We start from the raw sequence: 13,656 nt of genomic DNA, 5'->3' as shown, positions 1-13,656 counted from the left end.
TGCCACGGTCGATCAGTTCCCGTTTCGCCGCACCGATCGCCGCGTCGGCGGCCTTGCGCGCCATCCGGGACCTGGCCAGGAATGTCGGCTTGAAGTCCTCGACGGCGATCGTGGCGTGGTTGTCGACGATCTTCTTCGCCCAGATGCGGGCGTCGTGGGTGTTCTGCCGGGCCGCCTTCTTCGCGATCTTCGCCGCCTGGCGTTTGGCGCGCAGGTAGCCGTTCGACGGTTTGACACCCTTGGGGCGTCGACGGCGGCTCATTCTGCGCTGGGCCTTGGCGAGTTCGGCGGCGCACCGTCTGCGGTGGCCGTGGTGTGGCAGGTCGTAGGCGGGGTTGGTGGTCGTCGCGGTCGTCGTGACACCCCAGTCGACACCGATCGCTCCCTCGGCCCCGGGAGCGGTGAAAGCTTCGCGGCGGACGACGAAGGAGGCGTACCAGTAGCCGAGCGAGTCCTGAAAAACCCGGACACTGCTGGGATCGGTCGGCAGCTCGCGGGACCAGACGATCGGGATGCTGACGCCGCCGGGCAGCCGCAGCCGCTGGTCGCGGATCGAGAAACCACGCGTGGTGTATTCCAGGCTTGGCAGCGTGTCCTTCAGTCGTTTGACCCTCGGCCGGCCCCGTCCCTTCACCTTGAAAGAGTGCTGAAGGGCCAGGGCGTAGGTACGCAGCGTCTGTTGCTGGGCTACCTGAGACCCGTCCCGCAACCACGACGAGCCCGCCCGTACCTCAGTCAGCAGCTTCGACAACTTGCCGAAGGTCGGCTTACGCCCGGACCGCTGTTGATGGACGGCCTCGTTCCACAGCCAGCGACACCGCCCCCACTCGGCCAACAGCACGGCCCGCGCGGCCGCGCCGGGACGCAACCGGAAGGTGTACCGCACCGTCTCGTCCACACCCGCAAGCATCCCAGCCGCATCCGACAGTTCCGCCCGTACAGAGGAGTCGACGCCATGGCGAAAACCACCACCACGCCTGACCGCCCTTTCCTCCCCCTGGCTGATGCCAGGGGTTTGGCGGGCGGCTCTTGATGAGGATCTTCGACCCGCACATCCACATGACCTCGCGGACCACCGACGACTACGAACGGATGGCCGCCGCCGGGGTACGCGCCCTGGTGGAGCCGGCGTTCTGGCTCGGCCAGCCCCGGACCAGCGCCGCCTCCTTCGTCGACTACTTCGACGCGCTGGTCGGCTGGGAGCCGTTCCGGGCCAGCCAGTTCGGCATCCGGCACCACGCCACCATCGCGCTGAACCCGAAGGAGGCCAACGACCCGCGCTGCCGGGAGGTGCTCGACCTGCTGCCCCGCTATCTGGACAAGGACGGCGTGGTGGCGGTCGGCGAGGTCGGCTACGACTCGATGACGCCGGAGGAGGACGAGGTCTTCGCCGCCCAGCTCGCCCTGGCGGTCGAGCACGAACTGCCGGCGCTGGTGCACACCCCGCACCGGGACAAGGCCCGGGGCACCGAACGCAGCCTGGCGGTGGTCGCCGAGTCCGGCCTCGACCCCGGCCGGGTGGTGATCGACCACCTCAACGAGGTGACCGTGCCGCTGGTCCGGGACACCGGCTGCTGGCTCGGCTTCTCCATCTATCCGGAGACCAAGATGTCGCCGCCGCGGATGGTCGAGCTGCTCCGCAAGTACGGCACCGAGCGGATGCTGGTCAACTCGGCCGCCGACTGGGGCCGGTCGGATCCGCTGCTGACCCGGGCCACCGGCGAGGCGATGCTGGCGGCCGGATTCGACACCGACGACGTCGACCGGGTGCTCTGGCGCAACCCGGTGGAGTTCTACGGCCAGTCCGGCCGGCTGGAACTCGACGCGGACGCGCCGGCCGAGGCCGGCGGGCCGGCCGACGGGCCACCCGGCACCTTCGAGGGGAACTCGATCCTGCGGGGCGGTAGCTGATGCGGCTGCGGCACGCCGACGGGCAACTGGTGCACCTGAGCTACTGCACCAACGTGCATCCGGCCGAGGACCTGGCCGGGGTGCTGGGGCAGCTCGACACGTACGCGGTGCCGATCCGGGAACGGCTGGGCGCCGACGTACTCGGGTTGGGGTTGTGGCTGGCCGCGCCGGTGGCGGCCGGGCTGGCCGCCGACCCGCAGACCCGGCGGAAACTCCGCGCCGAGCTGACCGCGCGCGGGCTGGAGGTGGTCACCCTGAACGGGTTCCCCTACCAGTCCTTCCACGCGCCGGTGGTGAAGCAGGCCGTCTACCACCCGGACTGGACCACCCGGGAGCGGCTGGTCTACACCCTGAACCTGGCCACCGTACTGGTCGACCTGCTCCCCGACGACGCCGTCCGGGGCTCGGTCTCCACCCTGCCGCTGGCCTGGCGGGAGCCCTGGGAGCAGCGGCAGGCCGACCGGGCGGCCCGGGTGCTGGACGAGCTGGCCGCCGGGCTGACCCAGATCGCCTGGCGTACCGGCCGGGCGGTGCGGGTCGGCTTCGAGCCGGAGCCGGGCTGCGTGGTCGAGTCGACGAGCCAGGCGGTCGCCGCACTGTCCCGGGTGGACACCGACCGGCTCGGCATCTGCCTCGACCTGGCCCATCTCGCCTGTGCCTGGGAGGACCCGGCGCAGGCGCTGGGCCGGCTGCGCGCCGCCGGGCTGCCGGTGGTGAAGGTGCAGGTCTCGGCCGCGCTGGCCGCCGCCGACCCGGTCGCGGCCGCCGAGACCCTGCGCGGGTACGTCGAACCGCGCTTCCTGCACCAGACCCGGGCGGAACCCTGCGGGCGGGCCGCCGACCCGGCCGACCCGGCGCATGCCGCCGACGACCTGGACGCGGCGCTGGACGCCGACCTGCCGGGCGCCTGGCGGGTGCACTACCACGTACCGCTGCACGCCGTACCCGCCGCGCCGCTGGAGTCCACCGTTCCGGTGCTCCGGGACGCGCTGCGGGAGTTGTTCGCCGGGCCGGTCGCCGGCTGCGACCACCTGGACGTCGAGACGTACACCTGGGGGGTGCTGCCGGCCGCGCAGCGCCCGGGATCGGACGCGGAGCTGGCCGGCGGGATCGCCGCCGAGCTGGCCTTCGCCCGCGACGAACTGGTCGCGCTCGGGCTGACCGAGGTCTCCGGTGACGTGACCGGGATCTCCGGCGCCCCGGCCGCCCCCGCACCCGCGCCGAGGAGGCACGATGGCTAGTCCACTGGTGGTTGTCGACGTGGTCGGGCTGACGCCCCGGCTGCTCGCCCACATGCCCCGGCTGCGCGCCCTGGCCGATGCCGGCTGCCAGGCCGAACTCGGCACCGTGCTGCCGGCGGTGACCTGCTCGGCGCAGGCGACCCTGCTCACCGGGGCGCTGCCGGCCGAGCACGGCATCGTGGGCAACGGCTGGTATTTCCGCGACCTGGGCGAGGTCTTCCTGTGGCGCCAGCACCACGCGCTGATGGGCGGGGAGAAGGTCTGGCAGGCGGCCCGCCGGGAGCGCCCGGACTTCACCGTGGCCAACGTCTGCTGGTGGTACGCGATGGGCGCCGACGTGAACTGGACGGTGACGCCCCGGCCGATCTACTACGCCGACGGGCGCAAGGAGCCGGACTGCTACACCGACCCGCCGGAGCTGCACGACGAGCTGACCGGAAAACTGGGCGGGTTTCCGCTCTTCACCTACTGGGGGCCGGGGGCGGGGCTGCCGTCGTCGCGGTGGATCTGCCGGGCCGCCGAGCAGATCATGGCCGAGAAGAACCCGGACCTGACCCTGGTGTACGTCCCGCACCTCGACTACGACCTGCAACGCTTCGGCCCGTCGTCCCCGAAGGCGGCGGCCGCCGCGGCCGAACTCGACGAGGTGCTCGGCCCGCTGCTGGACGCGGCCGCCGCCCGGAACGCCACCGTGGTGGTGCTCTCGGAGTACGGCATCACCGAGGCGAGCCGGCCGGTGGACGTGAACCGGCTGCTCCGGGCCGAGGGGCTGCTCCGGGTCTACACCCAGGACGGGATGGAATATCTCGACCCGTGGACGTCCCGGGCGTTCGCGGTCGCCGACCACCAGGTCGCGCACGTCTACGTCAAGGACCCGGCCGACGTGCCGGCGGCGGCGTTGCTCTGCGCCGGGCTGCCCGGGGTCGCCGAGGTGCTGGACGCCGCCGGCAAGGCCGCGCACGGGCTGGACCACGAGCGGGCCGGCGAGTTGGTGCTGGTCGCCGAGCCGGACGCCTGGTTCACCTACTACTACTGGCGCGACGACGCCCGGGCCCCGGACTTCGCCCGGCTGGTGGAGATCCACCGCAAACCCGGGTACGACCCGGCGGAGCTCTTCTTCGACCCGGCCGCGCCGGGTGCGGCGAAGCGCCGGGCGGCGGTGGCGCTGGCCCGGAAGAAGCTCGGGATGCGCTACCTGATGAGCGTGGTGGGGCTGGACGCGGGCGCGCGGGCGGTACGCGGCTCGCACGGCCGGCTGCCCGCCGATCCGGCGGACGCCCCGGTGCTGATCTGCTCGGACCGGTCGGCGGCCCGGGACCGCTACCAGGCCACCGAGGTCAAGAGCCTGCTGCTCCGCCTCGCCGGCACCGCTCCCGCCGCTGGCGGTGCGGATTCCGCCGCCGCTGCGGGTTCCGCTGCTGGCGCTGCCGGGGGAGGGCGGCCATGACGGCGACCGTGCCGGAGGTGGATCTGGGCGAGCTACGGAAGCGCTTCGACGCCCAGCTCGTCGCCTTCCTCGACCGCCAGGACCCGGACTGGCCGGACGGCGCGCCCCGGGGCGTCTTCACCACCCTGCACCGGTTCGTGCTGGCCGGCGGCAAGCGGCTGCGCCCGCTCTTCTGCTACTGGGGCTGGCGGGCCGCCGGGGGTGCGGACGGTACCCCGATCGTGGCCGCCGCCGCCGCGCTGGAGCTGTTCCACGCCTTCGCGCTGATCCACGACGACATCATGGACGGCAGTGACCGGCGCCGGGGTGAGCCCTCGGTGCACCGGCTCTTCGCCGACCTGCACGCCCGGTCCGCCTGGCGCGGCGACCCGGCCTCGTACGGGCGCAGTACCGCCCTGCTCTGCGGTGACCTCTGCGCGGCCTGGGCGGACCAGCTCTTCCACGAGTCGGGGCTGACCCCGGAAGAGGTGCACCAGGGGTACGGCGTCTTCGCGACCATGCGTACCGAGGTGATCGCGGGGCAGTATCTCGACCTGGTCTCCGGGGTGGGGGACGGGTCGGTGGCGAGCGCGTTGACGGTGGTGCGGATGAAGGCGGCCCGCTACACGGTGACCCGGCCGTTGCAGATCGGTGCCGCGCTGGCGGCCGGGTCGCCGGAGTTGCTCGGCGCGCTGGCCGCGTTCGGTGACCCGCTGGGCGACGCGTTCCAGCTCCGCGACGACGTGCTCGGGGTCTTCGGCGACCCGGCGCTGACCGGCAAGTCCATCCTGGACGACCTGCGCGAGGGCAAGCCGACGGTGATGATGGCGCTGGCCCGGGGGAGTGCCGACCGGGCCCAGGCGCAGCGGTTGAAGGCGCTCTTCGGCAACCCGGAGTTGGATCCGGACGGCGCGGCCGAGCTGCGGTCGATCATCGTGGCGACCGGCGCGCTGGACCGGATCGAGCAGATGATCAAGGTACGCACCGACGCCGCGCTGGCGGCGCTGGCGGAGGCGCCGGTCTCCGCCGAGGCGGCCACGGTGCTCGCCACCCTGGCGGCCGAGGCCGTGCAGCGGCACGGATAGCCGGACGGCCAGTACGACGGTCCACAGTGGTACGGAGAGCGCCCGGCCGATCACCGAAGTCGTACCTTTTCGCCGTATCGACAAAAGTTTATGTTGGCGTGGCAGAAGGTATAGACACATCAACACATAGAAATTACTGTGTCGAGCACAGCTCAGAGTTGTTACGTCGAGGTAACCGACGGCGCGGTTAGCCCACGACAGCGACTGGCGTACCGGTGTGCCCATGCCGGTGCACGGTCGCGGCTTGGCGGGAACGGCGGCCCCCGGGCGGAGATCCACCCGACGGCATCTGGCGCGACGGCGAGCGCCCTGCCTGTACGCAACTGTTCAGGACGGGAGTGCACGACCATGTCTTCCACCGACCATCCACATCCGCCCAGCCGACCCCTCCGGGCCGGTCGAGCCGCTTCGAGACAGCGGCGGTGGGCCTCCGGTGCGGCGCTGCTGCTGGCCGCGACCACCCTCCCGGCGGTACTCGCCCCGGCCGCCCCCGCCGGGGCGCACCCGATCAGCGCCGCCGACTTCCAGCAGGTGACCCTGGCCCGCGGCGTCGCCGAGGTGGGCGAGCCGATGACCATCGCGGTGCTGCCGGACCGCTCGGTGCTGCACACCGCCCGCAACGGCACGCTGCGCCGCACCGACGCGGCCGGCAACACGGCGGTACTCGGCACGCTGCCGGTCTACACCCATGACGAGGAGGGATTGCAGGGCGTCGGCGTAGACCCCGGCTTCGCCACCAACCGGCAGATCTACCTCTACTACGCCCCGCCGCTGTCCACCCCGGCCGGTGACGCGCCGGCCACCGGCACGGCCGCGCAGTTCGCGCCGTTCGCCGGGGTCAACCGGCTCTCCCGGTTCACCCTGAACGCCGACTTCACCCTTAACATGTCCAGCCAGGTGACGGTGCTGGACGTACCGGCGGACCGGGGGATGTGCTGCCACGTCGGCGGCGACATCGACTTCGACGCCGCCGGCAACCTCTATCTCTCCACAGGGGACGACACCAACCCGTTCGAGTCCGCCGGCTACGCGCCGATCGACGAGCGGACCAACCGCTACCCGGCGTACGACGCGCAGCGCTCGGCCGGCAACACCAACGACCTGCGGGGCAAGATCCTGCGGATCAAGGTGAACGCCAACGGGACGTACTCGATCCCGGCCGGGAACCTCTTCGCGGCCGGTACCGCGAACACCCGGCCCGAGATCTACGCGATGGGCTTCCGCAACCCGTTCCGGATGAGCGTGGACAAGGCCACCAGGCACGTCTACGTCGGTGACTACGGCCCGGACGCCGGCTCCACCAACGCCAGCCGGGGCCCGAGCGGGCAGGTCGAGTTCAACCGGATCACCTCGCCCGGCAACTACGGCTGGCCGTACTGCACCGGGACGAACACCAGCACCGAGACGTACAACGAGTGGACCTTCCCGGACGGGCCGGGTGGGGCGAAGTACAACTGCACCGGTGGCCCGACCAACAACTCGTTCCGGAACACCGGCCAGGGCACCCTGCCGGCGGCCCGCCCCGCCTGGATCCGGTACGCCGGTGACGCCGGCACCCCGCCGGAGTTCGGCGGCGGCTCGGAGTCGCCGATGGGCGGCCCGGTCTACCGGTACAGCGCGTCGAACCCGTCGACCACGAAGTTCCCGGCCTCCTTCGACGGCCAGTTCTTCGCCACCGAGTTCGGCCGGGGCTGGATCAAGCCGATCCACGTCAACGCCGACGGCTCGCCCGGCACCATCGACACCTTTCCCTGGGTCGGCAAGCAGGTGATGGACTCGGCGTTCGGGCCGGACGGCTCGTACTACGTGCTCGACTACGGCACCGGCTATTTCAACGGGGACGCCAACTCGGCGCTCTACCGGTTCGACTACGTCGGCGGTGGCAACCGGGCCCCGATCGCGGTGGCCAGCGCCAACCCGACCTCCGGGGTCGCACCGCTGACCGTCAACTTCTCCTCGGCCGGCTCCTCCGACCCCGACGGCGGTGCGCTCAGCTACTCCTGGGCGTTCGGCGACGGCAGCACCTCGACGGCGGCGAACCCGACGAAGACCTACACCGCGAACGGCACGTACACGGCGACGCTGACCGTACGCGACCCGGCCGGCGCCACCGGCACCGCCAGCGTCACCATCGGGGTCGGCAACACCGCGCCGACGGTGACCATCACCGCCCCGGCCAGCGGGCAGCTCGTCGCCTTCGGTGACACGGTGCCCTTCTCGATCAGCATCACCGACCCGGAGGACGGCACCATCGACTGCTCCCGGGCCAAGATGACCTACGTACTCGGGCACGACAGCCACGGCCACCAGATCACCTCCGCCACCGGCTGTTCCGGCACCATCACCATCCCGGTGGACGGTGAGCACGACGACGCGGCGAACATCTTCCCGATCTTCGACGCCGAGTACACCGACCGGGGCGGGCTGACCACGCACACCCAGCACGTGCTGGTGCCGAAGCACCGGCAGGCCGAGCACTACAACAGCTCGTCCGGGGTGAACAAGTTCGCCAAGGCCGCGGCCGAGGGCGGCCAGACCGTCGGCGACATCAACAACGGGGACTGGATCGCGTTCCAGCCGTACCGACTCGTGGGCGCCACCTCGTTCAGCGCCCGGGTCTCGTCGGCCGGTGCCGGCGGCACCATCGCGCTCCGGGCCGGCTCGGCCACCGGCACCGTACTGGGCAGCGCCACCGTGCCGGTCACCGGCGGCTGGGACACCTTCACCACCGTCACCGGCACGATCAGCACCCCGCCGGCCGGCACCACCACGCTCTACCTGACCTTCGCCGGCTCCGGCACCGGTGCCCTCTACGACGTGGACGCCTTCACCATCAACACCGGCAGCTCCGGCGGGGGCGGCGGCACCGGCCCGATCGTCGGGTTGGCCGGAAAGTGCCTGGAGATCGAGGCCGGCGGCACCGCCGACGGCAGCCAGGCGCAGATCTGGACCTGCACCGGATCGGCGCACCAGACCTGGACGAGGAACGGCCAGACGCTGCGTACCCTGGGCAAGTGTCTGGATATTTCCGGCGCCGGTACTGCGAACGGCACCAAGATCCAGCTCTGGACCTGCAACGGCACCGCCGCCCAGAACTGGGCCCCGCAGGCCGACGGCTCGCTGCGCAACCCCGGCTCGGGCAAGTGCCTGGACGTCTCCAACAACAGCTCCGCCGACGGGCAGAACGTGCACCTCTGGGACTGCATAGCCGGCGCCGCCAACCAGAAGTGGACCCTGCCCTGACGTAGCCGGACGGCGCCCGCCCCGCACGGCGGGCGCCCCTCCCCACCGCCCTCGAAGGAGAGCGACGATGCGACTGTTCCGCAGCAGAAAGACGCGACTGTTCCGCGGCAGAAGCCGGAAGACGATCCGTCCCAGCCTCGCCATCGCCACCACCACGCTCGCGGTGCTGGCCTGCACCACCGTGCCGGCCGGCCCGGCCAGCGCCGCCGACGCCCCCTACGACGTGCTGGTCTTCTCCAAGACCGCCGGGTTCCGGCACGACTCGATCGCCGCCGGCACCCAGGCGATCCGGGAACTCGGCGCGGCAAACAGCTTCACCGTGACCGCCACCGAGGACGCCGCCCAGTTCACCACCGCCAACCTCGCCCAGTACGAGGTGGTGGTCTTCCTGAACACCACCGGCGACGCCCTCAACGCCAGCCAGCAGAGCGCCTTCGAGTCGTACATCCGCAGCGGCAAGGGGTACGTCGGGGTGCACGCCGCGGCCGACACCGAGTACGACTGGCCGTTCTACGGCAACCTGGTCGGGGCGTACTTCGCCTCGCACCCGGCGATCCAGCAGGCCAACGTCAAGGCGGTGGACCGGGGGCACGCGGCAACGGCCCACCTGCCGCAGACCTGGACCCGCACCGACGAGTGGTACAACTACCGCACCAACGCCCGCTCCACCGCCCGGGTGCTGGCGACGCTGGACGAGTCGTCGTACTCCGGCGGCGGGATGGGGGCGGACCACCCGCACGCCTGGTGCAAGACGTACGAGGGCGGCCGCTCCTTCTACACCGGCGGCGGGCACACCCAGGCGTCGTACGCCGAGCCGGCGTTCCGGGCGCACCTGCTCGGCGGCATCCGGTACGCGGCCGGCCGGACCAAGGCCGACTGCCGGCCCGAGTCCGGCTACACCACCCTCTACAACGGCTCCACCACCGGCTGGTCCCAGGCCGGGCCGGGCAGCTTCACCAACTCCGACGCCACGCTGACCTCGGTCGGCGGCATGGGGCTCTACTGGTACAGCGCCAAGCAGTTCGCGTCGTACTCGCTGAAGCTGGACTGGCGGATGGCCGGTGACGACAACTCCGGGATCTTCATCGGCTTCCCGCCGTCGTCCGACCCGTGGTCGGCGGTGGACAACGGCTACGAGATCCAGATCGACGCCACCGACGCGGCCGACCGGACCACCGGCGCGGTCTACACCTTCAAGTCCGCCGACATCGCGGCCCGGGACGCCGCGCTCAACCCGCCGGGCGAGTGGAACAGCTACGAGCTGCTGGTCGAGGGGGAGCGGCTGCGGATCTACCTCAACGGTGTGCTGATCAACGACTTCACCAACACCAACCCGGTGCGGTCGCTGGCCGGGCACATCGGCATCCAGAACCACGGCACCGGCGACGACGTCTCGTTCCGGAACATCCGGATCAAGGAACTCGGCGGCGGTCCCGGACCGGACCCGGACCCGGGCACCAACACCACGGTCCAGGCCGAGGCGTTCAGTGCGCAGAGCGGGGTGCAGGTGGTCGGCAAGGCCGGCGCCAACGGCGGGTCGACGATCGGGTACCTGGACCCGGGTGACTGGGCGGCGTACAACGGGCAGAACCTGAGCGGGGTCACCTCGCTGCGGGCCCGGGTGGTCTCCGGCGGCGCCGGCGGCACCCTCCAGGTCCGGACCGGTTCGCAGACCGGTCCGGTGCACGGCACCGCGACGATCTCCAACACCGGCGGCTGGGAGAGCTACGCCGAGGTGAGCACCGCGCTGTCCGGGGTGCCGACCGGCACCCAGAACCTCTACCTCACCGTCGCCGGATCCGGCACCGGGCTGTACGACGTCGACGAGTTCACCCTGGTCAGGTCGACCACCGGCGGCACCGGGACCGGGCCGGTCGTCGGGCTGGCCGGCAAGTGCCTGGAGATCGACGGCGGCGGCACCGCCGACGGTACCCAGGCACAGATCAACTCCTGCGTCGCCGGCTCGGCCCGGCAGACCTGGACGAGGACCGGGCAGACCCTGCGGGCCCTGGGCAAGTGCCTCGACATCTCCGGCTCGGGTACGGCGAACGGCACCAAGATCCAGCTCTGGACCTGCAACTCCACCGGGGCGCAGAACTGGGCCGCCCAGGCCGACGGCACGCTGCGCAACCCCGGCTCGGGCAAGTGCCTGGATGTCTCGAACAACAGCTCGGCCGACGGCCAGGACGTACACCTGTGGGACTGCATCGCCGGTGCCGCCAACCAGAAGTGGACGTTGCCCTGAGATGAGCGGGTAGCGGGCGGCGCGCATCCCCACCACCCGCCCAGCGCGACCCCGCCGCCCGCCGTCTCGCCCCGTCCTCCCGGACTCCTCCGGTCCGGGAGGCGGGGCTCTGTCCGCCCGGCCCTGCCCGGCCCGGTGGCCCCGGTTGCCGGGTCGGGGCTTCCTTGGTCCGGCCGGCACGGCCTAGAGTGGTCGTGGCGATCCCCGGCGCTGGCCGGTGACCGGGCGGGAGGCGCAACCCGCCCGGCCCAGGTGCGGTTTCCGCACGTGCCGACCACACCGCCGGGGGAGTTCCCGCCACCGTCCCGGACGGTCACCCTCGCCCCGGTCCACCGGCGCCGTTCCCGGCGCAGTCGCGAATCCCGCGTGCGATCAACAGGGAGAAAGATCATGGCGCGACCCATCACGCTCTTCACCGGCCAGTGGGCCGACCTACCCTTCGAGGAGGTGTGCCGGCTCGCCTCGGAGTGGGGCTACGACGGGCTGGAGATCGCCTGTTGGGGTGATCACTTCGAGGTCGACAAGGCGCTCGCCGACGACTCGTACGTCGACCGCAAGCGGGAGACGCTGGCCAAGTACAACCTCAAGGTCTGGACGATCTCCAACCACCTGGTCGGGCAGGCGGTCTGCGACCACCCGATCGACGAGCGCCACCAGGACATCCTGCCGGCCCGGATCTGGGGCGACGGTGAGCCGGAGGGGGTCCGGCAGCGGGCCGCCGAGGAGATCAAGGACACCGCCCGGGCGGCGGCGAAGCTCGGCGTCAAGACCGTCGTCGGGTTCACCGGCTCGTCGATCTGGCACACCCTGGCGATGTTCCCGCCGGTCCCGCCGTCGATGATCGAGCGGGGTTACCAGGACTTCGCCGATCGGTGGAACCCGATCCTCGACGTCTTCGACGAGGTGGGCGTGCGCTTCGCCCACGAGGTGCACCCGAGCGAGATCGCGTACGACTACTGGACCACCCGGCGGACCCTGGAGGCGATCGGGCACCGGCCGGCGTTCGGGTTGAACTGGGACCCGTCGCACTTCGTCTGGCAGGAGCTGGACCCGGTGAACTTCATCTTCGACTTCGCCGACCGGATCTACCACGTCGACTGCAAGGACGCGAAGGTGCGTACCGGGGACGGGCGGCGGGGCCGGCTCTCGTCCCACCTGCCCTGGGCGGACCTGCGCCGGGGCTGGGACTTCGTCTCGACCGGGCACGGCGACGTGCCGTGGGAGGACTCGTTCCGGGCGCTGAACGCGATCGGCTACGACGGCCCGATCTCGATCGAGTGGGAGGACGCCGGGATGGACCGGCTGGTCGGTGCGCCCGAGGCGTTGCAGTTCGTCCGCCGGCTGGCCTTCGACGCCCCGAGCGCGGCCTTCGACGCCGCGTTCAGCAGCAAGGAGTGAGGCGCCACCGCACTGGTGGCCCGGGGCCGATCGGCGGGTAACCAACCGGTCCGGGCACGGCGAACGGCGCGGGGCCGGCCCGATCCCGGGTCGGCCCCGCACCGTGCACGCGGTTGGCGCGCCCGCTCGGAACTGGTCGTGCTCCGCTCAGAAACTGGTGCCGTTCGCTCCCGACGCCGCCCGGGAGGCGGGGGCGGTCGTCGAGGACTTCGTACCCGATCCGGACGCCGTACCCGATCCGACGGTCGCGTCCGTGCGACCGCTGTCGCCGGTGCCCGACTCGGACGAGCTGCCGTTGCCCACGGCGAGCTTCTCGGCCAGCCGGGTGTGGCTGAGCCGGTCCTTGCCCTCGGTGTACAGCCGGGAAGCCTGGGCCTGAGCCACCCCGGCCGCCTCCTGCACCGTCGGGTGGTCGAGGACCTTGCGGCCCTTGAGAACCAGCTCTTCGTACCTCTCCCGGCCCGCGCGGGCGCCCAGGACGAAGCCCACAGCCAGCCCGCCGACGAACCACAGCTTTCCGCGCATGACGGCTCCTCTCCGTGTTCTGACGCGGTCAGCGCCCTCGGTATCCCCGGTGGGCGACCGTGTCGCGCCTGCGTCGTCTGTCCCCAGGTCCGTACCCATCCTCCACCGATGTCATGCCTGGTTGTGGCCCCCGTGCCGTTTTGTCCAGATATCTGGTCCGGACCGCCTCCGGCGATAACCCGGTAGCCCCCTACCCCCGCCCGTCCTGTACTCTTGTCCCGTCGCACGGCGCTGGAGAGATCCAGTGCCGGACACGCGATCCCCCGTAGCTCAATTGGCAGAGCAGCCGGCTGTTAACCGGCAGGTTTTTGGTTCGAGTCCAAACGGGGGAGCTTTCCCAACATCCCGCCCGTCGGCCCCGCCGACGGGCATCGTCATATCTGGGGCCCCTCCGGCCTCCGGCACCCGCCCTCCGGCACCCGTCAGCGCACGGCGGCGCTCGCTCGTCGTGCTGCCCGGCGCCCCGCACCGGCGGTGCGGTGGCCTGGCCGCGCGGTGGCTGGGTCCCGCGCTGGCCCGGCGGCGTGGTGGCCGGGCAGTCGGCGGGCGGGGCGGTCGGCGGGCCGGCAGTCGATGGGCCGG

9 protein-coding genes and 1 tRNA gene are annotated in these 13,656 nt (G+C 71.8%); 8 read left to right on the top strand and 2 right to left on the bottom strand.

The features are described from left to right. Positions 1–898: transposase (locus tag AAH979_RS36705; RefSeq protein ID WP_346262731.1), on the bottom strand; the 898-nt coding region annotated here is incomplete at its 3' end. 134 nt (positions 899–1,032) lie between these two features. On the opposite strand from AAH979_RS36705, the gene AAH979_RS36700 reads away from it, so the two are divergent. From AAH979_RS36700 to AAH979_RS36670, 7 genes are all read left to right on the top strand, one after another. Then, the gene (locus tag AAH979_RS36700; RefSeq protein WP_346262730.1) at positions 1,033–1,911 is read left to right on the top strand and encodes a TatD family hydrolase; all 879 of its coding nucleotides are present in this window, start codon (positions 1,033–1,035) and stop codon (positions 1,909–1,911) included. Next, the gene (gene eboE, locus AAH979_RS36695; protein ID WP_346262729.1) at positions 1,911–3,152 is read left to right on the top strand and encodes a metabolite traffic protein EboE; all 1,242 of its coding nucleotides are present in this window, start codon (positions 1,911–1,913) and stop codon (positions 3,150–3,152) included. The genes AAH979_RS36700 and eboE overlap by 1 nt, the downstream gene beginning before the upstream one ends. Continuing rightward, positions 3,145–4,599, top strand: coding sequence for a nucleotide pyrophosphatase/phosphodiesterase family protein (locus AAH979_RS36690; RefSeq protein WP_346262728.1), 1,455 nt, complete (start codon positions 3,145–3,147; stop codon positions 4,597–4,599). The genes eboE and AAH979_RS36690 overlap by 8 nt, the downstream gene beginning before the upstream one ends. Next, positions 4,596–5,663, top strand: coding sequence for a polyprenyl synthetase family protein (locus AAH979_RS36685; RefSeq protein ID WP_346262727.1), 1,068 nt, complete (start codon positions 4,596–4,598; stop codon positions 5,661–5,663). Before AAH979_RS36690 ends, AAH979_RS36685 begins: the two co-directional genes overlap by 4 nt. Positions 5,664–6,011: 348 nt before the next feature. Further along, a complete protein-coding gene (locus tag AAH979_RS36680; protein ID WP_346262726.1) occupies positions 6,012–8,906 on the top strand; it encodes a PQQ-dependent sugar dehydrogenase in 2,895 nt (964 codons plus the stop codon). 67 nt (positions 8,907–8,973) lie between these two features. Next, entirely contained in the window at positions 8,974–11,151 is a 2,178-nt protein-coding gene (locus AAH979_RS36675; protein ID WP_346262725.1) for a ThuA domain-containing protein, read from the top strand. Between the two features lie 390 nt (positions 11,152–11,541). After that, positions 11,542–12,549, top strand: coding sequence for a sugar phosphate isomerase/epimerase family protein (locus AAH979_RS36670; protein ID WP_346262724.1), 1,008 nt, complete (start codon positions 11,542–11,544; stop codon positions 12,547–12,549). A gap of 147 nt (positions 12,550–12,696) precedes the next feature. Here the strand turns inward: AAH979_RS36670 and AAH979_RS36665 are convergent, their stop codons facing one another. Further along, entirely contained in the window at positions 12,697–13,074 is a 378-nt protein-coding gene (locus AAH979_RS36665) for a hypothetical protein (RefSeq protein ID WP_346262723.1), read from the bottom strand. A 259-nt stretch (positions 13,075–13,333) separates the two neighbouring features. Between AAH979_RS36665 and AAH979_RS36660 the strand changes: the two genes are divergently transcribed. Then, positions 13,334–13,406: transfer RNA gene (locus tag AAH979_RS36660), tRNA-Asn, on the top strand. Positions 13,407–13,656 lie beyond the last annotated feature (250 nt).

It is taken from the genome of Plantactinospora sp. ZYX-F-223, assembly GCF_039649625.1.
GTDB lineage: Bacteria > Actinomycetota > Actinomycetes > Mycobacteriales > Micromonosporaceae > Plantactinospora.
Note: the sequence above shows the minus strand (reverse complement) of the source record. Positions and strands in the feature narration are given on the sequence as shown.